This is a genomic window from Geodermatophilus sp. DF01-2 (assembly GCF_004571065.1).
Taxonomy (GTDB): Bacteria; Actinomycetota; Actinomycetes; order Mycobacteriales; family Geodermatophilaceae; genus Geodermatophilus.
This window is the reverse complement of the sequence record NZ_SPQN01000043.1, coordinates 15,441-37,971: the sequence shown is the minus strand read 5'-3', so window position 1 is coordinate 37,971 and position 22,531 is coordinate 15,441. Positions and strand designations below refer to the sequence as shown.

Below are 22,531 nucleotides of genomic sequence, written 5' to 3'. Positions count from 1 at the left end.
CACCGCGGCCACGAGCCGTACCCGGCGCGTGCTGAGCCGTTGCCCGTGTCCCGGTCGGGAGACCCTGCGGGCCCCCGCGACCGGGCCACCGCGGCCACGAGCCGTACCCGGCGCGTGCTGAGCCGTTGCCCGTGTCCCGGTCGGGAGACCCTGCGGGCCCCCGCGACCGGGCCACCGCGGCCACGAGCCGTACCCGGCGCGTGCTGAGCCGTTGCCCGTGTCCCGGTCGGGAGACCCTGCGGGCCCCCGCGACCGGGCCACCGCGGCCACGAGCCGTACCCGGCGCGTGCTGAGCCCGCGTGGTGACAAACCCACCCGCGACCGTGCGGGCACGCCTGGGAGACTCGGTCCGTGCTGTTGCGGATGTCCACGCTGTTCCTGCGCACGCTGCGCGACGACCCGGCCGACGCCGAGGTCCCCAGCCACCGCCTGCTGGTGCGGGCCGGCTACGTCCGGCGGGCTGCGCCGGGCGGGTTCACCTGGCTGCCGCTGGGCTACCGGGTGTTCCGCAACGTCGAGCGGATCGTCCGCGAGGAGATGGACCGGATGGGCGCCCAGGAGGTGCACTTCCCGGCCCTGCTGCCGCGCGAGCCCTACGAGGCGACCGGCCGCTGGACCGAGTACGGGCCGAACCTGTTCCGGCTGCAGGACCGCCGCGGCAACGACTTCCTCCTCGGCCCCACCCACGAGGAGATGTTCACGCTCCTGGTCAAGGACCTGTACTCCTCGTACAAGGACCTGCCGCTCTCGCTCTACCAGATCCAGACGAAGTACCGGGACGAGGCGCGGCCACGGGCCGGGCTCTTCCGCGGTCGCGAGTTCACGATGAAGGACAGCTACTCCTTCGACGTCGACGACGCCGGGCTGGACAAGAGCTACGCCGCCCACCGCGACGCCTACATCCGGATCTTCGACCGGCTGGGCCTCGAGTACGTCATCGTCTCGGCGATGTCCGGGGCCATGGGCGGGTCCAAGAGCGAGGAGTTCCTTCACCCGACGCCGATCGGCGAGGACACCTTCGTCCGCTCGGCCGGCGGCTACGCGGCCAACGTGGAGGCGGTGGCCACCGTCGTCCCCGACGAGATCCCGCTGGAGGGTCTGCCCGACGCCCACGTCGAGGACACCCCCGACACCCCGACCATCGAGACGCTGGTCGCCGTCGCGCGCCAGCTGTTCCCGGACGCCGGCTACACGGCCGCCTCGACGCTGAAGAACGTCGTCGTCACCCTGGTGCACCCCGACGGCACCCGAGAGCCGCTCGCCATCGGCGTCCCCGGTGACCGCGAGGTCGACCTCAAGCGGCTCGAGGCGCAGGTCGCGCCCGCCGAGGTCGAGCCCTTCGCCGACTTCGAGGACCACCCGGCGCTGGTCAAGGGCTACATCGGCCCGCAGGTGCTCGGCGCCGACAGCGAGTCGGGCGTCCGCTACCTGGTCGACCCGCGGGTCGTGCGCGGCACCCGGTGGGTCACCGGCGCCAACGAAGCGGGCAAGCACGTGTTCGACCTGGTCGCCGGCCGGGACTTCGCCTGGGACGGCGTGATCGAGGCCGCCGAGGTGCTCGCCGGTGACCCGGCGCCCGACGGCTCCGGCCCGCTCGAACTGGCCCGCGGCGTGGAGATGGGCCACATCTTCCAGCTCGGCCGCAAGTACGCCGAGGCGCTGGACCTGAAGGTGCTCGACGAGAACGGCAAGCTGATCACGGTCACGATGGGCTCGTACGGCATCGGCGTCTCCCGGGCCGTCGCGGCCATCGCCGAGTCGACCCACGACGAGCTGGGCCTGGTGTGGCCGCGCGAAGTGGCACCGGCCGACGTGCACGTGGTCGCCACCGGCAAGGACGCCGGGGTCTTCGAGGCCGCTGAGTGCCTCGCCCACGAGTTGGTCGCCGCCGGGCTCACCGTCCTCTACGACGACCGCCCCAAGGTCTCTCCCGGGGTGAAGTTCAAGGACGCCGAGCTGCTGGGGATGCCGACCATCGTCACCGTGGGCCGCGGGCTCGCCGACGGCGTCCTGGAGCTGCGCGACCGGGCCACGGGGCAGCGCGAGGAGGTGCCGGTCGGCGAGGCGGCCGCTCGGGTGCTGGCCGCCGTCCGGGGCTGAAGACCGCTCCGGGCCCCGTCCGGAGACTCGCCGCGAGCCCGTGCGCGGTGAGAGGGACGGGGCCCTTCGAGGAGGAGCGGGTTCCTTCTCTCGCAAGCTCGGCGCGAGCCTCTGGACGGGGCCGTCCGCGCTGGCCGCGGACGGCTTCCGCGCGTCTGGCACAATGGTCGGTCGAACACGGCGGTGGGCGGCCCTCTCACCGTTGCCGGCCGTGTCCAGCCGCACCGCCCCCCGGCGTACCCCCACGCGTCGTGCCGGGCGGGCACACGACCTGCGTTCGAGGAGAACACCACCCACCGTGGCCACCAAGATCAAGCTCATGCGCCTGGGCAAGATGCGCGCTCCGTACTACCGCATCGTCGTCGCCGACTCCCGCACCAAGCGCGAGGGTCGCGTCATCGAGACGATCGGCAAGTACCACCCGAAGGAGGACCCGTCCTTCATCGAGGTCGACACCGAGCGGGCGCAGTACTGGTTGGGCGTCGGCGCGCAGCCGACCGAGCCCGTCGCCGCCATCTTCCGGGTCACCGGTGACTGGCAGAAGTTCAAGGGCGAGCCGGCCCCGCCGCCCATGAAGGTCGCCGCTCCGAAGCCGGACAAGAAGGCCCTCTACGAGGAGGCCGTCCGCACCGCCGGTGAGGAGCCGGCCGTCGGCGCGACCACCCCGAGGAAGAAGGCCGCCGCCAAGGCCGACGACGCGGCTGCGACCGACGCCGCCGCCGAGACGCCCGCCGAGTAACCAGTGCTCGAAGAGGCGCTCGAGCACCTGGTCAAGGGCATCGTCGACCACCCCGAGGACGTCACGGTCGACCTGATCGGCAACCGCCGCGGCAAGACCCTCGAGGTCCGGGTGCACCCCGACGACCTCGGCAAGGTCATCGGCCGTGGCGGCCGCACCGCCAAGGCGCTGCGCACGGTGATGACCGGCGTCGGCGGTCGCGGCCTGCGGGTCGATGTCGTCGACACCGACGGGCGCTGAGCGCCTCTCTCTGAGCGCCATCTGGTGAAGGCAGAGCCAGACGACCCCCCCGACACCGTGGTGGTCGGCCGCATCGGCCGGCCCCACGGTGTCCGTGGTGAGGTCACCGTCGAGGTCCGCACCGACGACCCGGACCTCCGGTTCACCCCGGGCGCGCTGCTGCGTACCGACCCCGCCGACCGCGGGCGGCTCACCGTCGCCGGTCGCCGCTGGCACCGTGAGGTCCTCCTGCTGCAGATCGAGGGCGTCGACACCCGCGAGGCGGCCGAGCTCCTCCGCAACACCGAACTGCTCGTCCCGGTGGCCGAGCTGCCCGCGCTCGACGACCCCGACGTCTTCTACGACCACCAGCTGGTCGGTCTGCGCGCGCAGTTGCCCGACGGCGCGGGGCTCGGCACGGTCGACGCCGTGCGGCACGAGGGCGCCGACCTGCTCGTCGTCCGCCGGGACGAGGGTGGACAGCTGCTCGTGCCGTTCGTCACGGCGATCGTGCCGACCGTCGACCTGGCCGGCGGTTTCCTCGTCGTGGACCCGCCCGAGGGGCTGCTCGACCTGTGAGCTCCGGCTTCCGCATCGACGTCGTCACCATCTTCCCCGAGTACCTCGCGCCACTGCGCCAGTCGTTGCTGGGCAAGGCCGCCGGGCGCGGCCTGGTCTCGATCGGCGTGCACGACCTGCGGCAGTGGACCGACGACGTGCACCGCACCGTCGACGACGCCCCCTACGGCGGCGGCCCCGGCATGGTGATGCGCCCGGAGCCGTGGGCCCGGGCGCTCGAGGCCGTCCGCCCGCCGGGCACCCGCCTGGTGGTCCCGACCCCGGCCGGGCGCCCCTTCACCCAGGCCACTGCCGCGGAGTGGGCCGCCGAGCCCGGCCTCGTCTTCGCCTGCGGCCGCTACGAGGGCATCGACCAGCGGGTCGCCGACTGGGCGGCGGAGGCCGGCCCGGTCTCCGAGGTGTCGATCGGCGACTACGTGCTGGCCGGCGGCGAGTCCGCGGTGCTCGTCATGGTCGAGGCGGTGACCCGGCTGCTGCCCGGCGTGGTGGGCAAGCGGGAGTCGGTCGAGTTCGACTCGCACGCCGACGGGCTGCTCGAGGGGCCCTCGTACACCCGCCCGGCGTCCTGGCGCGGCCACGACGTCCCGCCCGTGCTGCTCTCCGGCGACCACGCGGCGATCGCCCGGTGGCGGCGGGCGGAGTCCCTACGGCGGACGGCGGCCCGGCGGCCGGACCTGCTGGCGGCGCTGCCGGTCGAGACCCTGTCGGCCGCCGACCGCGCCGTCCTCGGCGATGGCTGACCGGCCGTGGGTGCGGCCGACCGCACGGATGGTCGTCCTCGACCCGTGAGGGCGGGTGCTGTTGCTCGGCGCCCGGCTGACCGACCCGGCGGTCCCGCCCGGGGAGGTGCTGTTCTCGTACACACTCGGCGGCGGCGTGGAGCCGGGGGAGAGCGTGTGGCAGGCCGCTGTGCGGGAGCTGGCCGAGGGGATCGGCCTCGTCGTGGCGCCCGCGGCGCTGGAGGGCCCGGTGTGGTTCCGGCGACACGTCGGCCCGAACGCCTTCGATGCAGATCGACTCGCGGGAGACCTTCTTCGTGTTGCGCGACGTCGTGCACCAGGCGGACCCGCGCGGGCGGACAGAGCTGGAACTGCTCGGTGCCGAGCCGCACCGGTGGCGGAGCGCCGCGGAAGTCGCGGACAGCGCGGAGACCTTCGCGCCCGCGGAGCTCGCCCACCTGCCGCCGGGGCTGCTGGCCGGACCCTGGCCGGGGCCGCCGCGCTTCGTCGGCTGACGATGTGGCACAGTAGAGAGCCGCTGCGGACGGTCGGGTGCATCGGCGCCGAGTTCCTCCCGGAGCGCAGCTCCCCGGATCGGACAGCCGGGGCCGGCTGCTGTCCGCACTGCAACGACATGACCGCTAGGACAGGACTGCCGCAATGAACACCCTGGACGTACTCGACGCCGACTCGTTGCGCGACGACATCCCCGCGTTCCGCCCGGGCGACACCGTCAAGGTGCACGTGCGCGTCATCGAGGGCAACCGCTCGCGGATCCAGGTCTTCCAGGGCGTGGTCATCCGCCGGCAGGGTGGGGGCATCCGCGAGACCTTCACCGTTCGCAAGGTCAGCTTCGGTGTGGGCGTGGAGCGCACCTTCCCGGTGCACACCCCGGTCGTCGAGAAGATCGAGGTCCTGACCCGCGGTGACGTCCGCCGGGCCAAGCTGTACTACCTCCGCGAGCTGCGCGGCAAGGCCGCCAAGATCAAGGAGAAGCGCGAGACCGTCTCCCGCTGACACGTTCTGAGGCCGGTCAGTCCGGCCTGACCACGGCGGGTCTCCCGCGGCCGTACGCTGGTTCCGATGAGCAGTGACCGGCCCGGGAGGCCCGCCGACGTCGTTCCCGAGGGGGAGGACCCCCGAGCGGCCGGGTCCACGGACCAAGGCGGAGCCACCGCAGGCGCCGGCCGCCTCCGCTCGTCGGGCGGTCGCCGGGCCCGCCGCCGCAAGGAGCAGAAGCAGGGTTCGCTGCTGCGCGAGCTACCCGTGCTGCTGCTGATCGCCTTTGTGCTCGCGCTGCTGGTGAAGACCTTCCTCGTGCAGGCCTTCTTCATTCCTTCCGGCTCCATGGAGCAGACCCTGCACGGCTGCCCCGGCTGCACCGGCGACCGCGTCCTGGTCAACAAGGTGCCTTACTGGTTCGGGGAGCCCGAGCCGGGCGACATCGTGGTATTCGAGGGGCCGGAGAGCTGGTCGCCGGAGGTCGAGGTCACCGAGCCGGGCAATTGGCTGTCCAGCAGCCTGATGTGGCTCGGCCGGGCCATCGGGGTGGCCCCGCCCAGCGAGGACGACTTCGTCAAGCGGGTCATCGCGACCGAGGGCCAGACGGTGCAGTGCTGTGACGCCGAGGGCCGGGTCACGGTGGACGGCGAGCCGCTCTACGAGCCCTACATCTTCGAGAACACTCCGCTGGAGAGCCGGGCGTTCGGCCCCGTCACCGTCCCCGAGGGCCGGCTGTGGGTCATGGGCGACCACCGGTCGGCGTCCGCGGACTCGCGGCAGCACATCGGCGACGAGTACTCCGGGACGGTCGCGGTGGACGACGTCATCGGCAAGGCCGCGCTGATCGTCTGGCCACTCGACCGCTTCGGCATCCTCGACTCGCCCGACATCCAGGGTCTCGAGGCGGCCGGCGTCCCGGACGGCCCGGCACCGGTGTCCGGAGCGGCCGCGGTCGCCGCGCCCCACGCGCTCGGCCTCGTCGGCGCCGTGCCGCTCACCGCCTGGCGACGGCGACGGCGGCGTGCCCGCGCCGGCTGAGTCCCGCACGAGCGCCTCCATCACGACTCGACCCGCACCTCCCCAGAACCGGGATGTGCGGGTCGAGTCGTTCTCGAATCCGTTCGGGAATGGCGTCGCCATGTCGACACGAATACCGTCGGTCGCCGATTCCGCGTTACTGGTGTGACTGAGACACCACTACGACCGGGTGAGGAGAAATCTCTCAAAAAATATTGGAAAAGCGTTCAAGCAATTGTCTCGCCCGTCCGATGGAGGTCGTGAGAACTTCCCCGAACGTGTGAAACGGAGTCCGTTGTGTCCGCACCCATGGCGAGTGCCGCTCGTGGCGTCACCCGCGTGCTCATCCTCGCCGACGCCCCCGTCCTGCGCCGCGGGCTGGTGAGCATGGTCAACGAGACCGCCGGCATGCAGTCGGTCGGGACTCCGGGTGAGCTGCGCCGGGCCCTGACGCTGGTCGAGACGGCCCGCCCCGACGCGGTGGTCGTGGAGCTGGGCTCGGGCCGCGCCGCGACGCTCAACGCCTGCCGGGACCTGCGTCGCCGGTACCCGCGGGTGACGATCGTGGCCCTGGGAACCTCCGAGGACCCCGCCGTGGTCAACGAGGCCCTGGCCGCCGGTGTCCGCGGCTACCTGATGATCAACACCTCGCCGACCCTGCTCGGCTGGGCCATCCTGGCTGCCCGCGCCGGCCGCACCGTCGTCGACCCGCAGATCCGCCGGGTCGAGCCCTCGGCCGTTCCCGCCGCCAAGCCGTTCACCCCCGAGGTGCCGCTGACCCGCCGGGAGTCCGACGTCCTCGACGAGCTCATCCAGGGCCAGTCGAACCGGCAGATCGGCCGCAACCTGTTCATCAGCGAGGACACCGTCAAGTCCCACGTCAAGGCCATCCTGCGCAAGCTGGGTGCCCGCGACCGGGCGCACGCGGTCTCCCTGGTCCTGTCCTCTCGCACTCCCGGCTGCACCTGCGGCGCCCACACCCTGACTTCCGCCGAGGCCTGAACGAGGACCCCGTCCTCCTCACCGTTCGCAGGCTCACGGCGAGCCTCTGGACGGGGCCGCCCTGCCCCCGCCGCTCGGAGAAGGACCCCGCCCTCCCACCCCTCGCAGGCTCGGGGCGGGACCCGGAACGGGGCCGGGGTCCCTGCAGGGGCCGGGCGGACCGTCCGCCTCCTCGACGGTCCGGCCGGGCGCTCGCCAGGCCGCTCCGGCGGCCGACCGTCCAGGGACCGGCCCTCTCTGACCCCGAGGGCCGGTCCCTGGCGCTCCCGGCCATCCTGCGCGGGCCCGACGGCTCGTCGCCGACCTGCGTGGCGGGTCCCCCGCACAGCGTGCCGTCGGGTCGCTGGTGGCTCGTACTGTCGGAGCGCGATGGCTGTCCGTACCACTCCCGCTCCCCCCGGGCCGCGCGGCCGAGTCCGCCCCGGGGTGTCCGCCGACGACCGACCCGACGCCCTGTGGAACATGGAGCGCTCGCTGCACCGCCGCGGGTTCGGAGCGGTCGCAGGTGCCGACGAGGCCGGCCGCGGGGCCTGTGCCGGTCCGCTGGTCGCCGCCGCGTGCGTACTTCCCGCAGGTCGCCGTGGGCGAGTCCCCGGTCTCGCGGACTCCAAGCTCCTGAGCGCCGCTGCCCGCGAGCGGGTCTACGAGGAGGTCGTGGACCGCGCGGAGGCCTGGTCGGTGGTCGTCATCCCCGTCGCCGACCTCGACGCCCGCGGCATGCACGTGACGAACATCGAGGCGCTGCGCCGCACGGTGTGGGCCCTCGACCCCGGGGCGGACTACGTGCTCACCGACGGCTTCCCGGTGCCGGGGCTGGCCCGTCCGACTCTCGCGGTGTGGAAGGGCGACCGGGTGGCGGCGTGCGTGGCCGCGGCGTCGGTGCTGGCCAAGGTCACGCGGGACAGGATCATGCTCGACCTGCACGAGCGCTGGCCCGAGTACGACTTCGCCGTCCACAAGGGCTACATCACCGATGCGCACAGCGCCGCCCTCGACCGGTACGGGCCCTGCCCGGAGCACCGGTTGCGCTTCGTCAACGTCGCGCGGGCCCGCGACGCACACGCCGCACGGGGACTCCAGCTGACCTGCCCCGGCGCCATGGTCGATGATGGGTCCATGCGCCCTGTGTCCGGAGAGCCGCGATGAGCACCGAGGACCTGGAGAAGTACGAGACCGAGATGGAGCTGCAGCTCTATCGCGAGTACCGGGACATCGTCCGGCAGTTCACCTACGTGGTGGAGACCGAGCGGCGCTTCTACCTCGCCAACTCCGTGGACCTGCAGGTGCGGGAGGCCGGCGGCGAGGTGTACTTCGAGCTCAAGCTCTCCGACGCGTGGGTCTGGGACATGTACCGGCCGGCGCGTTTCGTGCGCAACGTGCGGGTGCTGACGTTCAAGGACGTCAACGTCGAGGAGCTGGACAAGCCCGACCTCGAGCTGCCCGACGGCCCCCGGCTGACCTGATCTCCACGTCACGGCGCCGAGGCTGCTGGGCGTCGGGGACGGTCCGGAGCCCGGCGTCCACAGGCAGCGTCCCCGTCCACAGACCGCGCGACGGGGTGGCGGCGAGCCGGGCCGCCGGACGACGGTCGGCCGGTGCGAACGACATCGGACCTCGGCGCCCACGGTGAGCGCATCGCCGCCGCCTACCTCACCGACAGCGGGCTGCGCGTCCTCGACCGGAACTGGCGCTGTCGCGACGGCGAGCTCGACATCGTGGCCCGCGACGGCGACGCGCTGGTGTTCTGCGAGGTCAAGACCCGCCGGGCGGTCGGCTTCGGCCACCCCGTGGAGGCGGTCGGCTCCGCCAAGCAGCGACGGCTGAGGACGCTGGCCCAGCGCTGGCTCGCCGAGCACGACGAGCACGCGCCCGACCTGCGCTTCGACGTCGTCGGTGTGCTCGTGCGGCCGGACAGGCCCGCGCTCGTCACCCACCTGCGGGGGGCGTTCTCGTGACGCTGGCGCGGACGTGGTCGGTGGGGCTGGCCGGGGTGCACGGTGCGATGGTCGACGTCGAGGTCGACCTGTCCGCCGGCGTGCCCGGCGTGGTGCTCGTCGGGCTGCCCGACGCCGTCGTCCGCCAGTCGGTCGACCGCGTGCGGGCGGCGGTGGTCAACGCCGGAGGGAAGTGGCCGCTGCGGCGGATCACGATCGGGTTGTCCCCGGCCTCGATGCCCAAGCAGGGCAGCGGCTTCGATCTGGCGCTGGCGGCCGCGGTCCTGGCCGCGGACGGGGCGGTGCCGGCCGAGTCGGTGGGCCGGTTGGTGCTGATCGGCGAGCTGGGGCTCGACGGCTCGGTGCGCGCCGTCCGCGGGGTCCTGCCCGCCGTGCTCGCCGCCGCCCGTGCCGGCCACCGGACGGTCGTGGTGCCCGCAGGCAACGCCCAGGAGGCGGCGCTCGTCGAGAGCGTCGAGGTGCTGGCCGCCGGCACCCTCGCCGAGGTCGTCGCCCACTTGGAGGGCCGGGCGGCGCTGCGTCGGCACGATCGGCGCCCGTTGCCGCCGGCCCCGCCCGGGCCGGACCTGGGGGACGTCGTCGGCCAGCCGATCGGCCGCCGCGCCATCGAGGTCGCGGCCGCCGGCGGGCACCACCTCTTCCTGAGCGGGCCGCCGGGGGCGGGCAAGACGATGCTCGCCGAGCGCCTCCCGGGCCTGCTGCCCGCGCTGGACGAGCAGGCCGCCCTGGAGGTCACCGCCATCCACTCGGTGGCCGGGACCCTGCCGCCCGACGCGCCCCTCGTCACCCGCCCGACGTTCGAGGCCCCGCACCACTCGGCGACGATGGCCGCCCTCGTCGGCGGCGGCTCGGGGCTGATCCGCCCCGGCGCGCTGTGCCGGGCCCACAAGGGCGTGCTCTTCCTCGACGAGTCGCCGGAGTTCTCCCGGGCGGTGCTCGACACGCTGCGCCAGCCGCTCGAGCGCGGCTCGGTGACCATCTCCCGCGCGAGCGGTGCGACCACCTTCCCATGCCGCGCGCAGCTGGTCCTGGCGGCCAACCCCTGCCCCTGTGCCAGTGCTGCGGGGGACGCCGCCTGCACCTGCAGCCCCCTGGAGCGGCGGCGGTACCAGGCCCGTCTGTCGGGCCCGCTGCTGGACCGCATCGACCTCCGGGTCGAGCTCCCGGCGGTCACCCGGGCCGCCTGGCTGGAGGCCGGGACGCCGCCGGAGCCGACCGCCGTCGTCGCCGGTCGCGTCGCCCAGGCCCGCGCGATCGCCGCGGCGCGGCTGCACGGCACGGGGCTCGACGTCAACAGTCAGGTGCCCGGCCGGCTGCTGCGCGATCGGTGGTCCCCACCGAGGTCGGCGCTACGGCTGGTGGAGCGCGCGCTGGAACGCGGCGCGCTGTCCGTGCGCGGCTACGACCGCGTGCTCCGGGTGGCGTGGACGTTGGCGGACCTGGCCGGCCGCACCGTGCCGGGCGCTGACGACGTCGCCGAGGCCCTCGGACTGCGGCTGCAGCGGGCAGCGGCATGACCGCCGTGCCGAGTCTCGACGAGGACATGGAGCAGGGGCTGGTCGGGGCGGGAACCTCCGACGGCGTCGCCGGCCCCGCAGTGCGCCGGGCCCGGGCGTGGCTGAGCCGGGCGGCCGAGCCCGGCAGCGTCGTGTTCTGGCGCTTCGTCGAGGACGTCGGCCCGGTGGAAGCGGTGCGCCGGCTGCGGGCCGGCCGCGCACCCGACGTCGTCCAGGCGCTCGTGGGTGCCCGCGCCCGCCAGGACGCCTCGCTGGCCGACCTGCTGCGGGCCGAGCGCTGCGGCGCCCGCCTCGTGGTCCCCGAGGACGACGAGTGGCCCGGCCACCTGCTGCACTGCCTCACGCTCGCGACGCTCGAGGAGCCCGACGACCCGCGCTACCAGTCACCGCGGGCCGCGGCCCCGGTGCCGCCGCTGGCGCTGTGGGTCCGCGGCCCGGCCCGGCTCGACGAGCTGGCCGACCGGTCGGTGGCCGTCGTCGGCGCCCGGGCTTCGACGGCCTACGGCGAGCACGTGGCCGCCGAGCTGGGCCACCAGCTGGGGGAGCGGGGCTGGACCGTGGTCTCCGGCGGGGCCTTCGGCATCGACGCGGCCGCCCACCGCGGCGCGCTGGCCGCGGACGCACCGACGGTCGCGGTGCTGGCCTGCGGCGTCGACCGCGTCTACCCGGCGGCGCACGGGGCGCTGTTCCACCGCATCGCCGAGGAGGGGTTGCTCGTCAGCGAGTGGCCGCCCGGTGCTGCACCGCACAAGCACCGCTTCCTGGTCCGCAACCGGCTCATCGCCGCGCTGACCCGCGGCACCGTGGTCGTCGAGGCGGCGGCGCGCTCCGGCGCGCAGGCCACGGCCCGGCGGGCGCAGAAGCTGAGCCGGCAGGTGATGGTGGTTCCGGGCCCGGTCACCTCGGCGATGTCGGTGGGCTGCCACGAGCTGCTGCGCGACGCCGAGCTGGGCGCCGTCCTCGTCGCGTCCGCCGCGCACGTCGTGGAGACGGTAGGCCGACTGGGGGAGGACCTCGCCGATCCGCCCGAGCGCCCGACCGGCGCCCGGGACGGCCTCTCCGACCTCGCCGTCCGGGTCCTCGACGCCTGCCCGGTGCGCAACGGCGTCAGCCCCGAACGACTGGCCACGGTGGCCGGCTGCGACGTCCTCGACGTGCTGCGGGTGCTGCCCGTGCTGGAGCTCGCCGACCTGGTCGAGCGCACCGACGCCGGATGGCGGGTCGCCGCGGGGAAGCCGGCCGCCGGGGAGGGACGGAGGTGACGGCAGGTAAGGAGGCGGCGTGAGGAGGTGGAGGGTCGGCGCGGCGGCTTGACCCCCGCCGGACCGCGTCGGACCGTCTCGGGGTGACTGCCCGCACCGCAGACGCGCGCGCAGCGTTGCCGCCGGCACTGGCGGAGGCGCTGGCCGGCTACGAGGAACACCTGCGCACGCAGCGGGACCTCTCCGAGCACACCGTGCGCGGGTACGTCGGCGATACCGTCTGGCTGCTCGACCACTTGGCGCGGCGCGGTGGGATGCGCGTCGACGACCTCGACCTGGCCACGCTGCGCAGCTGGCTGGCCCAGGGCCGCGCTCGCGGTGCCGGCCGGGCGACCACCGCCCGGCGCGCTGCGGCCGCCCGCTCCCTCACCGGCTGGCTGCGGCGGGCCGGCCTCACCCCCGACGACGTCGGCCAGCGGCTGGTCAGCCCCAAGGCGCGGCGCACCCTGCCCGACGTGCTCGCCCCCGACCAGGCGCGGAACGTCGTCGAATCCGCCGCCGGAGCCGAGGAGCCGGTCGGCCTGCGCCATGCGGTCGTCCTCGAGCTGCTCTACGCCAGCGGTCTCCGGGTCAGCGAGCTGGTCGGGCTCGACGTGGACGACGTCGATCGCGGCCGCCGCCTGCTGCGGGTGCTGGGCAAGGGACGCAAGGAGCGCAGCGTGCCCTACGGTGCCCCGGCCGAGCGGGCGCTCGACGCCTGGCTCATCCGCGGTCGACCGGCTCTGGCCATCGACCGGTCGGGGCCGGCGCTGCTGCTCGGCCTGCGCGGCGGCCGGCTGGACGCGCGAGAGGTCCGCCGCACCGTGCATGCAGCGGTGGCTGCCGCACCGGGTGCCCCCGACATCGGCCCACACGGCCTGCGGCATTCCGCCGCCACCCACGTGCTCGAGGGCGGAGCCGACCTGCGTTCGGTCCAGGAGCTGCTCGGTCACGCCAGCCTCGCGACGACCCAGATCTACACGCACGTGACCGTGGAGCGGCTGCGTGCCGTCCACGCCCAAGCGCACCCGCGCGCCTGAGAGGACCGCCGCCCGTGTCTGACACAGTTGGCCTGCGCGCCACCGGATCGCGCGCCACCACCGTGCCCACCCCGAGGCCATCCGCGAGTGGCCTCCGACAGTCGGGAGTGCAGACCGTGACCGAGGCCGCCACCCACCGACTCGACGCGACTCCGGACGACACGGATGCGGCGCTGGTCGAGCTGTGGGCCGCCTACGTCACCGACCGGGCGCCCGACCTGCGGGACCGGCTGATCCTCCACTACGCACCGCTGGTCAAGTTCGTCGCCGGACGCGTCGGCAGCGGCCTGCCCGCGCACGTCGAGCAGGCCGACCTGGTTTCCTACGGCACCTTCGGCCTCATCGACGCGATCACCCGGTACCAGCCCTCGCGCGAGGTGAAGTTCGAGAGCTACGCGATGGCCCGCATCCGCGGCGCGATCATCGACGAGCTGCGCAGCACCGACTGGATCCCGCGGTCGGTGCGGATGAAGGCCCGCCAGTTCGAGCGCACGGTCGCCGCACTCGAGAGCCGGCTGCAGCGCAGCCCCACCGAGGAGGAGGTGGCCGCGGAGATGGACATGGACGTCGAGGAGGTCCGCAGGTTCCTCGGCCAGCTCTCCCTGGTCAACGTCGTCGCCCTCGACGAGCTGCTCTCCGACGACGAGGGCGGCGCCCCCCGCCTGGTCGACACGCTGCAGGACACCAGCGCCCTGGACCCGCAGGCCATGGCCGAGCACGGCGAGGCCCGCCAGCTGCTGGCCCGCGCGGTCGAGCAGCTGCCCGAGCGGGAGAAGGTCGTGGTGAGCCTCTACTACTTCGAGGGCCTCACGCTGGCCGACATCGGGCGCGTCCTCGGCGTCACCGAGAGCCGCATCTGCCAACTGCACACCAAGGCCGTGCTGCACCTGCGGACCAAGCTCGCCGACATCGCGTGACGACGGTGGTCCTCGAGCACGCGCTGCTGCCGGTCCGAGCGGGCCGGGAAGCGGCCTTCGAGGCCGCCTTCGCCGAGGCCCGCGCGATCATCGCGGCCAGCCCCGGGTTCCGGCGGCTGTCGCTGTCGCGGTGCCTGGAACGGCCCGGCACCTACCTGCTGCTGGTCGAGTGGGAGCGCCTCGAGGACCACACCGAGGGCTTCCGCGGCTCGCCCGGCTACCAGCGCTGGCGGGAGCTCCTGCACTCCTTCTACGACCCGTTCCCCACGGTGGAGCACTTCCGCGAGGTGCTCACCGCGACGCCGACGGACGGCGCGCCGCCGACCTGAGGTCAGCCCATCGGCAGCAGCCGGACCTCGGGCGGCTCCAGCAGGCCGAGCGGGTCGAGGTAGACCTCTCCGCGGCGCAGGCCCCAGTGCAGACAGGCTGCCGCCGGGCACCCCGCGTGCCCGGCGGCCAGCGTCCCCAGCGGGGAACCGCGGGCGACGACCTGGCCGGCGCCGACCACTGCGTCGACCGGCTCGTACGTCGTCCGCAGGCCACCGGGGTGGTCGACGCTGACCACCGGCCGCCCGGCCACCATCCCGGCGAAGACCACGACGCCGTCCCCGGCGGCCAGGACGACGGAGCCCGGTGAACCGGCGAGGTCGACGCCGCGGTGCCCGGCCCCGTACCGGTCCGGCGGCGGGTCGAAGGTGCGGGTCACCGCGCCCTCCACGGGCCGCGACCAGAGGCCGACCGGAACGTCGGCCGGGGGAGCGGGCGCGGCAGAGGCCCCACCGGCGGACAGCAGCGGAGTCAGCAGGAGCAGTAGGAGTGGCAGGGGAGCGAGGACCCGTCGGAGCACGGGGAGAGGGTGCGGCCGGAGGGGGGGCGACCGGGGCGCCGGAGAGCGGTCTGTGGACGGCCCCTGCCGCTGAGGAGGACCGCTCCCGGTGGGGCGTATGATGACAGCCGCGACCCGTCTGCGGCGGGTCGACTTCGCGCGTCCTTCCGCCCGCTGGCAGCAGCGGGACGGTCGCCACCCCGGTCCTCGCGGTCCCCCGCGGGGTGGTGGCGCCCCGGACGCCAGGGCGGTGCACCACCCCGGTGCCCGCGACAACCGAGGAGCGCGGCCTTGCGTGGCCGCGCGCAGAGAACAGAGAGGCTGCGGCCATGGCAGTCGTCAGCATGAAGCAGCTGCTCGACAGCGGCGTCCACTTCGGGCACCAGACCCGTCGCTGGAACCCGAAGATGAAGCGCTTCATCTTCACCGAGCGCAACGGCATCTACATCATCGACCTGCAGCAGACGCTCGGGTACATCGACAACGCCTACGAGTTCGTCAAGCAGACGGTCGCGCACGGCGGCACGATCCTGTTCGTCGGCACCAAGCGCCAGGCGCAGGAGGTCATCGCCGAGCAGGCACAGCGGGTCGGCATGCCCTACGTCAACCAGCGCTGGCTCGGCGGCATGCTCACCAACTTCTCGACCGTGCACAAGCGGCTGCAGCGGCTCAAGGAGCTCGAGGACATGGAGCAGACCGGCGTGCTGGTCAGCCTGTCCAAGAAGGAGCAGCTCGGCCTGACCCGGGAGAAGGCCAAGCTCGAGCGCAGCCTCGGCGGTATCCGCGACATGCAGAAGGTGCCCAGCGCCGTCTGGATCGTGGACACCAAGAAGGAGCACATCGCCGTCGGCGAGGCCCGCAAGCTCAACATCCCGGTCGTCGCGATCCTCGACACCAACTGCGACCCCGACGAGGTCGACTACAAGATCCCGGGGAACGACGACGCCATCCGCAGCGCCGCGCTGCTCACCCGCGTCGTCGCCGACGCCGTCGCCGAGGGCCTCATGGCCCGCTCGGCCGCGCAGGCCAACGCCGGCCGCGAGGACGGCGGCCAGCCGGCCATCGGCGGCGACGAGCCGCTGGCCGACTGGGAGCGCGAGCTGCTCACCGGCCAGCAGGGCGACGCCGCTGCCGACGCCGCTGCCGACGCCGCCGCTGAGGCCGGTGCCACTCCGCTGCCGGAGACCCCGGCCGAGCCCCCGGCCGTGACCGCGAACGAGGTCGCCCCGGTCGAGGGCGTGCCGGCCACCGGCGACACGATCACCGGCACCCAGGGTGCACAGAACGGCTGAGAAAGGACCCCGGAGGCCCCTTGAAGGACCCCGTCCTCCTCACCCCTCGTAGAAAGACCCCCTGCTCCCCATCGTAGAAGGACCCCGTCCTCCCCACCCCTCGCAAGCTCGGGGCGGGACCCGGGACGGGGCCGGCGGGACCCTGCAGGGGGCCGGGCCAACCAGACACCAAGAGGAACAAGACATGGCTGACTTCACCGCAGCCGACGTCAAGCGTCTCCGCGACGCCACCGGCGCCGGCATGATGGACTGCAAGAAGGCGCTCACCGAGGCCGAAGGCGACTACGACAAGGCCGTCGAGCTGCTGCGGATCAAGGGCGCGAAGGACGTCGGCAAGCGCCTCGAGCGCTCGACGACCAACGGCGTCGTCGTCAGCAAGGACGGCGCGCTGCTCGAGCTCGACTGCGAGACCGACTTCGTCGCCAAGAACGCCGATTTCGTCAAGCTGGCCGAGCGCCTGCTCGACATCGTGCTGGCCGAGAAGCCGGCCGACGTCGACGCGCTCCTGGCGACCGAGATCGACGGCCAGACCGTCGCCGCGCTCGTCGAGGGCGAGTCGGCCCGCATCGGCGAGAAGCTGGTGCTCAGCCGGTTCGTGGTCTTCGCCGGCCAGACCGCCACCTACCTGCACAAGCGGGCCACCGACCTGCCGCCGGCCATCGGCGTCGCCGTGCAGTACAGCGGCGGTAGTGAGGACGCTGCGCGCGGCCTGGCGATGCACATCGCCGCTGCCCGCCCACGCTATCTCACCCGCGAGGAGGTCCCGGCCGAGGCGGTCGAGACCGAGCGTCGCGTGGCCGAGCAGACCGCCAAGGAGGAGGGCAAGCCCGAGCAGGCGATCACCAAGATCGTCGAGGGGCGGGTCAACGCCTACTTCAAGGACTTCGTACTCCTCGAGCAGCCGTCGATCACCGAGCCCAAGCGCACGGTCAAGCAGATCGTCGACGAGGCCGGCCTGAGCGTCGAGCGGTTCGCCCGCTTCGAGGTCGGCCAAGCTTGAGCGACCCTCCTGCAGGGTCCCGCCGCGAGCATGCGAGCGGTGGGGGGCAGGAGGGTCCTCACCGGCCCCGTCCCCTCCCGGGACGGGGCCGGTCGCATGTCCGGGCGCGGGAGCGGGAGGGCCCCTGCCCGTGAGCTGTCGCCGAGCCCGTGCGGCAGGATCAAGGGGACGACGTCGAGCGAGGGAAGAACCGTTGACCGACACCGCCGCGCTGAGTGCCACGACCGTGCCACTGTCCGCGCCGACCGCCTTCCAGCCCGCCGACCGGGCGGGGTACAAGCGGGTCCTGCTGAAGCTGTCGGGTGAGACCTTCGGCGGCGGCCGGGTCGGTGTCGACGCCGACATCGTCCGGGGCATCGCCACCCAGCTGGCCGAGGTGGTCGGCAAGGGCGCCCAGGTCGCCGTGGTCATGGGCGGTGGCAACTTCTTCCGCGGCGCCGAGCTGTCGCAGGCCGGCATGGACCGCACCAAGGCCGACTACATGGGCATGCTGGGCACGGTGATGAACTGCCTGGCGCTGCAGGACTTCTGCGAGAAAGCCGGGCTAGAGACCCGCGTGCAGTCGGCGATCACGATGGGCCAGGTCGCCGAGCCCTACATCCCGCGCAAGGCCATCCGCCACCTCGAGAAGGGCCGGCTGGTCATCTTCGGCGCCGGCGCCGGCATGCCGTACTTCTCCACCGACACGGTCGCCGCCCAGCGCGCTCTGGAGATCGAGTGCCAGGTGCTGCTCATGGGCAAGAACGGTGTGGACGGTGTCTACGACGACGACCCCAGGACCAACGCCACCGCCGTCATGTACGACGACCTCGACTACGGCACGGTGCTGGCCAAACAGCTCAAGGTCGCCGACGCGACCGCCATCAGCCTCTGCATGGACAACAGCATGCCCATCGTGGTCTTCAACCTGCTGCGCGACGGCAACATCGCCCGCGCCGTGGCAGGTGAGAGGATCGGGACGCTGATCAGCGGCCCGGCCTGAGCACCACCGCCCGAGTCAGCCCGCACCCCGGACCCGCGGCGGAACACCCGCCGCACCAGGAGGAGAGACCCGTGATCGACGACACCCTGCTCGACGCCGAGGAGCGGATGGACAAGGCCCTGTCGGTCGCACGGGAGGACCTCGGTTCGGTGCGCACCGGGCGCGCCGCCCCCTCGATGTTCAACAAGGTCCTGGTCGACTACTACGGCGCCCCGACGCCGGTGCCGCAGATGTCGTCGATCACGGTGCCCGAGGCGCGCATGGCGGTCATCAAGCCCTATGACACCGGCCAGCTGTCGGCCATCGAGAAGGCCATCCGCGACAGCGACCTGGGCGTCAACCCGACCAACGACGGCCAGATCATCCGCGTGGTCTTCCCCCAGCTGACCGAGGAGCGCCGCCGCGACCTGGTCAAGCAGGCCCGCGCCAAGGGGGAGGACGCCAAGGTCGCCATCCGCAACGTGCGCCGCCGGGCCAAGGAAGAGCTCGACCGCATCGCCAAGGACGGCGAGGCCGGCGAGGACGAGGTGCGCCGGGCGGAGAAGGAGCTCGACGACCTCACCGCCAAGCACGTGCACGGCATCGACGAGGCGGTCAAGAACAAGGAGAGCGAGCTGCTCGAGGTCTGAGCCGCCCCGTCGTCCCGCCATGACCTCCGACCCCGACACCGGGCCGATCCCGCTCGTCGGCCGGCGTCCGGCGCCGCCCCGGCCGCCACGGCCGGTCGCCGAGCTACGGACCTCGAGCCTCCCCGTCGACGAGCCGTCGACCGCCGAGCTCGCCGGCGGCCCGCAGGACGGCGCGGCCGGTGGCGCCCGCACCGATCCGGAGTCCGCGCGGGACCCCGGGCCCGGGGACGGCGCTCCGGCCAAGGCCCCCGGTCGCGCCGGCCGGGACATGGTCGCCGCCGTCGGCGTCGGCGTCGGCCTGGCCGCGGTCATCCTCCTCTCGCTGCTGGTCCACCGGCCGGCGTTCCTGCTGGTGCTGCTCGTCGCGATCCTCGTGGGTGTGGTGGAGCTGACCCGTGCCCTCGAGGCCGGGGGTGCCGACCCGCCGCTGGTGCCGGTCCTGGTCGGCACCGTGGCGATGACCGCCCTCGCCTGGAACCGGGGCCCCTCCGGGCTGGTCGTGGGTTTCCTGCTCACCGTTCTCGCCGTCCTGCTGTGGCGGCTGGGTGATGGCTCCGAGGGCTACCTGCGGGACGCCTCGGCCGGCGTCCTGGTCACGCTGTACGTGCCGTTGCTGGCCGGGTTCGCCGTCCTGCTGCTGGTCCCGGACGACGGCGCGGCGCGGGTACTGGCGTTCATGGCCACGGTGGTCGGCAACGACGTCGGCGGCTTCGCCGCCGGTGTGCTGTTCGGCAAGCACCCCATGGCGCCGTCGGTGAGCCCCAAGAAGTCGTGGGAGGGCATGGCCGGCTCGGTGGTCGCCTGTGTGCTGATCGCCACCCCGATCGTGACGCTCGCCCTCGACGGGCCGTGGTGGGGCGGCGTCCTCTTCGGCGCCGCGCTCGCGGTCAGCGCGACCGCGGGCGACCTCGGCGAGTCGCTGATCAAGCGCGACCTCGGCCTCAAGGACATGGGGCACCTGCTGCCCGGCCACGGCGGGATCATGGACCGGCTGGACTCCATGCTGCCCTCGGCGGCCGTCGCCTACCTGTTGCTCTCGGTGGTCGCGCCGGCCTGAACCCGAGCCGGCCGGACGACGTCCCAGGTCGAGCCGACGGCGACGAAGCCGCGGCGGGCGTACCACTGCCGCGGCCAGTCGGCGGCGTCGGCCTGCAGCACCACGCGGTCGCAGCCGGCGTCCGCGGCCAGCGTGAGCAGCCGGGCGAGGACGGCGTCGGCGTGCCCGCGCCCGCGGAACCCCGGTTCGGTCACCACCGACTCGTCGGCGGCCGTCGCGCCGTCCACCCGCAGCTGCCCGGCGGCCACCACCCGGCCGCCCTCCCGGACTCCCACGTCGGTCACCGCGACGACCTCGTCGTTGCGGTGCTCCCGGCCGATGAGCTGGGCGACCACCGTGTCCAGGTCCGGGTGCGGCGCGAGGTCCCGCCGCCAGGAGCGGTCCCAGAAGGAGTGCAGCTCGGACTGGCCGACCACCTCGGCGCGCTCGCCACCCGGCAGCCGTTCGGCCGGCCTGGCCACGACCAGCAGCTCCACGGCCTCCCAGCCGCGTGCGGCCAGTGCGGCGGCGACCGGTGCGGCGCCGGGCCAGAGCAGCGCCGCGGCCCGGTGCGGCCAGCCGGCCGTGGCGGCCACCTCCGCGGTCGTCGTCTCCACGGTGCCGGCGTCCACCGGCGCGGTGAGCACCAGCCGGTTGTCGTCCCGCGAGTGTGGGAAGCGCCCCGTCGAGGACGGCCATGCCGCCGGGGACGTCGCGCACCTCGGCGGCCCGCCGTACCGGCAGGGAAAGCTGCAGCGCGAGAGCCCGACCGAGGGCGTCGTCCGGCTCGGGGAGGACCGGCTCGACCGGCGGCCGGTGGGGGACGACGGCGACGACGGCGGTCACCGGCAGCGGACCGTGCAGGAGAAGGACCCCGTCCTCCCCACCCTTCGCGAGCTGAGGGCGGGACCCGGGACGGGACCGCCTCCCTGGCTTCCAGCGCACCGGGTCGGGCAGCCGCGCGGGGTCGACGACGAGCAGCACCAGGTCCCGCCGGCCGGGGAACAGCCGCTCGGCCGGAAGGTGCGCCTGCTCCGGGGTGGACAGGTGCAAGGACCCCTGATCGGCCAGGGACGGCGGCCGGAGCGCCCTGGTGTCGAGAGCGGCACGCCAGGCCGCGGGCTCGACCAGGTGCACCAGCACCGTCACCCGGTGGCGGCGGACAGGGGCGGGTCCGGATCGAGGCCCCGGGCCACGAGGGCCGCCTCCACCACCTCGCAGACGGTGCGGACCACCGCCACCCGCGCCCACCGCTTGTCGTCGCCGGGGACGACGTGCCACCGGCCAGCGGGAGAGTCGGTGCGCTCGAGCATCTCCTCGACGGCGGCCTCGTAGGCAGGGCGCTTCTCGCGGTTGCGCCAGTCCTCGTCGGTGAGCTTCCACCCGCGATAGGGGTCGTCGCGGCGGGATTCGAAGCGGCGCAGCTGCTCCTCGGGGGAGACGTGCATCCAGAACTTGACCAGGATCATGCCCTCGGCGGCCAGCGTGGTCTCCAGGTCGACGATCTCGCCGTACGCCCGCCGCCACTGCTCCTCGGTGGCGAAGCCCTCGACCCGCTCGACGAGGACGCGGCCGTACCAGGTGCGGTCGAGCACGGCCATGCCGCCCCACCCGGGCAGCACCGGCCAGAACCGCCACAGGAAGTGGTGCCGCTTCTCGTCGAACGTGGGGGCGGCGAACTGCGCGACCCGGACGTGCCGGGGGTCGAGGTGGTCGACCAGCCGTTTGATCGCCCCTCCCTTCCCCGAGGCGTCCCACCCCTCGAACAGCACGCACAGCGGCGGCCCCAGCTCCCCGGACCCGATCTGCCCGCCGAGCAGCAGGCGCAGGTGCACCAGCCGCCGCTGGGCCTGCTCCAGCTGCTCCTTGCCCTCGCGCTTCGACAGGCGGGCGGAGAGGTCGACCTCCTCGAGACGGCTCATGCCCGGAGCCTTGCAGGGGTTCCCCACGTCGGCGCGTTCAACGTCGCGCTGGGCGTCCGGACAGTGTGCGGGGATGCGCAGCGCAGGCCCGGCCCCATTGTTCGTCTGCGCACACCGTCGCGATCTCCAGGAGGCTGATCACCCTGGTGCGTGCTGGTGGATCCAGGCGTGCATCGCGATCCCGGCCGCCACGCCGGCGTTGATGGAGCGGGTGGATCCGAACTGGGCGATCGAGAGCACGCCGTCCGCGGCGTCCCGCGCCTCGGCGGAGAGCCCGCTGCCCTCCTGGCCGAACAGCAGCACGCAGGCGCGGGGGAGCGGCTCGGTCTCCAGTGGACGGGCGCCGGGCAGGTTGTCGACGGCGAGGAGCGGCAGCCCCTCGGCCCGCGCCCACCCGGCCAGCACCGCGACGTCGGGGTGGTGGCGGACGTGCTGATAGCGATCGGTGACCATCGCGCCCCGGCGGTTCCAGCGCCGCCGTCCGACGATGTGGACGGCGGAGGCGAGGAAGGCGTTGGCCGTCCGCACCACCGTGCCGATGTTGAGGTCGTGCCGCCAGTTCTCGATGGCGACGTGGAACGGGTGCCGTCGGTGATCGAGGTCGGCGACGATCGCTTCGACGGTCCAGTAGCGGTACCGGTCGACGACGTTGCGCCGGTCGCCGGCGGCGAGCAGCTCGGGGTCGTAGCGGGGGTCCTCGGGCCACGGCCCGTTCCACGGGCCCACGCCGACGGTGTCGAGCGGGGTGAGTTCCCTCTCGGCCTCGGTCACCCGGCGCAGGCTAGTGGGACGATGGG

Annotated in this window: 26 protein-coding genes and 1 pseudogene; 22 read left to right on the top strand and 5 right to left on the bottom strand. The window is 73.8% G+C overall.

Going from position 1 to position 22,531, the window contains the following annotated elements:
- Nucleotides 1-351: 351 nt before the first annotated feature.
- From E4P41_RS12680 to E4P41_RS12600, 17 genes are all read left to right on the top strand, one after another.
- A complete protein-coding gene (locus tag E4P41_RS12680; RefSeq protein ID WP_135141606.1) occupies nt 352-2,100 on the top strand; it encodes a proline--tRNA ligase in 1,749 nt (582 codons plus the stop codon).
- 298 nt (nt 2,101-2,398) lie between these two features.
- A complete protein-coding gene (gene rpsP, locus E4P41_RS12675) occupies nt 2,399-2,839 on the top strand; it encodes a 30S ribosomal protein S16 (RefSeq protein WP_135141605.1) in 441 nt (146 codons plus the stop codon).
- Nucleotides 2,840-2,842: 3 nt separating this feature from the next.
- The gene (locus E4P41_RS12670) at nt 2,843-3,079 is read left to right on the top strand and encodes an RNA-binding protein (protein WP_135141604.1); all 237 of its coding nucleotides are present in this window, start codon (nt 2,843-2,845) and stop codon (nt 3,077-3,079) included.
- Between the two features lie 24 nt (nt 3,080-3,103).
- Nucleotides 3,104-3,637 carry a ribosome maturation factor RimM gene (gene rimM / locus E4P41_RS12665; RefSeq protein ID WP_135141603.1) on the top strand — a complete coding sequence of 178 codons (534 nt, stop codon included), beginning with the start codon at nt 3,104-3,106 and terminating at the stop codon, nt 3,635-3,637.
- Complete coding sequence (gene trmD, locus E4P41_RS12660; RefSeq protein ID WP_135141602.1) at nt 3,634-4,377, top strand: tRNA (guanosine(37)-N1)-methyltransferase TrmD; 744 nt, start codon at nt 3,634-3,636, stop codon at nt 4,375-4,377. Before rimM ends, trmD begins: the two co-directional genes overlap by 4 nt.
- Nucleotides 4,378-4,643: 266 nt before the next feature.
- Nucleotides 4,644-4,871, top strand: a complete 228-nt coding sequence (locus E4P41_RS23245; protein ID WP_245177309.1) for a hypothetical protein — start codon at nt 4,644-4,646, stop codon at nt 4,869-4,871.
- Between the two features lie 145 nt (nt 4,872-5,016).
- Nucleotides 5,017-5,373, top strand: a complete 357-nt coding sequence (gene rplS / locus E4P41_RS12650) for a 50S ribosomal protein L19 (protein WP_135141601.1) — start codon at nt 5,017-5,019, stop codon at nt 5,371-5,373.
- A gap of 66 nt (nt 5,374-5,439) precedes the next feature.
- Nucleotides 5,440-6,396: a signal peptidase I gene (gene lepB, locus E4P41_RS12645; RefSeq protein WP_135141600.1), complete on the top strand. Its 957-nt coding sequence runs from the start codon at nt 5,440-5,442 to the stop codon at nt 6,394-6,396.
- Nucleotides 6,397-6,672: 276 nt separating this feature from the next.
- A complete protein-coding gene (locus tag E4P41_RS12640; RefSeq protein ID WP_245177307.1) occupies nt 6,673-7,377 on the top strand; it encodes a response regulator transcription factor in 705 nt (234 codons plus the stop codon).
- Between the two features lie 426 nt (nt 7,378-7,803).
- The gene (locus E4P41_RS12635; RefSeq protein WP_245177306.1) at nt 7,804-8,523 is read left to right on the top strand and encodes a ribonuclease HII; all 720 of its coding nucleotides are present in this window, start codon (nt 7,804-7,806) and stop codon (nt 8,521-8,523) included.
- Complete coding sequence (locus tag E4P41_RS12630) at nt 8,520-8,840, top strand: DUF2469 domain-containing protein (RefSeq protein WP_012949990.1); 321 nt, start codon at nt 8,520-8,522, stop codon at nt 8,838-8,840. Before E4P41_RS12635 ends, E4P41_RS12630 begins: the two co-directional genes overlap by 4 nt.
- 132 nt (nt 8,841-8,972) lie before the next feature.
- Entirely contained in the window at nt 8,973-9,332 is a 360-nt protein-coding gene (locus tag E4P41_RS12625) for a YraN family protein (RefSeq protein WP_135141598.1), read from the top strand.
- A complete protein-coding gene (locus E4P41_RS12620) occupies nt 9,329-10,849 on the top strand; it encodes a YifB family Mg chelatase-like AAA ATPase (RefSeq protein ID WP_135141597.1) in 1,521 nt (506 codons plus the stop codon). Before E4P41_RS12625 ends, E4P41_RS12620 begins: the two co-directional genes overlap by 4 nt.
- The gene (dprA, locus tag E4P41_RS12615) at nt 10,846-12,111 is read left to right on the top strand and encodes a DNA-processing protein DprA (RefSeq protein WP_209307690.1); all 1,266 of its coding nucleotides are present in this window, start codon (nt 10,846-10,848) and stop codon (nt 12,109-12,111) included. The genes E4P41_RS12620 and dprA overlap by 4 nt, the downstream gene beginning before the upstream one ends.
- 83 nt (nt 12,112-12,194) lie before the next feature.
- The gene (locus E4P41_RS12610; protein ID WP_135141596.1) at nt 12,195-13,130 is read left to right on the top strand and encodes a tyrosine-type recombinase/integrase; all 936 of its coding nucleotides are present in this window, start codon (nt 12,195-12,197) and stop codon (nt 13,128-13,130) included.
- Between the two features lie 116 nt (nt 13,131-13,246).
- Nucleotides 13,247-14,047, top strand: a complete 801-nt coding sequence (gene whiG, locus E4P41_RS12605; protein ID WP_135141595.1) for an RNA polymerase sigma factor WhiG — start codon at nt 13,247-13,249, stop codon at nt 14,045-14,047.
- The gene (locus E4P41_RS12600; protein WP_245177305.1) at nt 14,044-14,376 is read left to right on the top strand and encodes an antibiotic biosynthesis monooxygenase; all 333 of its coding nucleotides are present in this window, start codon (nt 14,044-14,046) and stop codon (nt 14,374-14,376) included. Before whiG ends, E4P41_RS12600 begins: the two co-directional genes overlap by 4 nt.
- Before the next feature lie 2 nt (nt 14,377-14,378).
- Here the strand turns inward: E4P41_RS12600 and E4P41_RS12595 are convergent, their stop codons facing one another.
- A complete protein-coding gene (locus E4P41_RS12595) occupies nt 14,379-14,753 on the bottom strand; it encodes a M23 family metallopeptidase (protein ID WP_245177304.1) in 375 nt (124 codons plus the stop codon).
- Between the two features lie 449 nt (nt 14,754-15,202).
- Here E4P41_RS12595 and rpsB point away from each other — a divergent pair, with 449 nt between their 5' ends.
- The 5 genes from rpsB to E4P41_RS22685 all read left to right on the top strand — a co-directional run bounded on the left by rpsB (nt 15,203) and on the right by E4P41_RS22685 (nt 19,833).
- Entirely contained in the window at nt 15,203-16,165 is a 963-nt protein-coding gene (gene rpsB / locus E4P41_RS12590) for a 30S ribosomal protein S2 (RefSeq protein WP_135141594.1), read from the top strand.
- A 184-nt stretch (nt 16,166-16,349) separates the two neighbouring features.
- Nucleotides 16,350-17,165 carry a translation elongation factor Ts gene (gene tsf, locus E4P41_RS12585; RefSeq protein WP_135141593.1) on the top strand — a complete coding sequence of 272 codons (816 nt, stop codon included), beginning with the start codon at nt 16,350-16,352 and terminating at the stop codon, nt 17,163-17,165.
- Nucleotides 17,166-17,397: 232 nt separating this feature from the next.
- Complete coding sequence (gene pyrH, locus E4P41_RS12580) at nt 17,398-18,147, top strand: UMP kinase (protein ID WP_209307691.1); 750 nt, start codon at nt 17,398-17,400, stop codon at nt 18,145-18,147.
- Nucleotides 18,148-18,218: 71 nt separating this feature from the next.
- The gene (gene frr / locus E4P41_RS12575) at nt 18,219-18,776 is read left to right on the top strand and encodes a ribosome recycling factor (protein WP_135141592.1); all 558 of its coding nucleotides are present in this window, start codon (nt 18,219-18,221) and stop codon (nt 18,774-18,776) included.
- Between the two features lie 19 nt (nt 18,777-18,795).
- Nucleotides 18,796-19,833 carry a phosphatidate cytidylyltransferase gene (locus tag E4P41_RS22685; RefSeq protein WP_209307688.1) on the top strand — a complete coding sequence of 346 codons (1,038 nt, stop codon included), beginning with the start codon at nt 18,796-18,798 and terminating at the stop codon, nt 19,831-19,833.
- On the opposite strand, the gene E4P41_RS23240 is transcribed toward E4P41_RS22685, so the two are convergent.
- From E4P41_RS23240 to E4P41_RS12560, 4 genes and pseudogenes are all read right to left on the bottom strand, one after another.
- Nucleotides 19,800-20,459, bottom strand: coding sequence for a GNAT family N-acetyltransferase (locus E4P41_RS23240; protein ID WP_245177303.1), 660 nt, complete (start codon nt 20,457-20,459; stop codon nt 19,800-19,802). The genes E4P41_RS22685 and E4P41_RS23240 overlap by 34 nt on opposite strands.
- A gap of 238 nt (nt 20,460-20,697) precedes the next feature.
- Nucleotides 20,698-20,949: pseudogene (locus E4P41_RS23235) on the bottom strand (DUF952 domain-containing protein); the annotation flags it as partial.
- An 8-nt stretch (nt 20,950-20,957) separates the two neighbouring features.
- Nucleotides 20,958-21,734 (bottom strand): UDP-galactose-lipid carrier transferase, encoded by a 777-nt coding sequence (locus E4P41_RS12565; protein ID WP_135141591.1) that lies wholly within the window; start codon nt 21,732-21,734, stop codon nt 20,958-20,960.
- Between the two features lie 138 nt (nt 21,735-21,872).
- A complete protein-coding gene (locus E4P41_RS12560; RefSeq protein WP_135141590.1) occupies nt 21,873-22,505 on the bottom strand; it encodes an RNA methyltransferase in 633 nt (210 codons plus the stop codon).
- Nucleotides 22,506-22,531 lie beyond the last annotated feature (26 nt).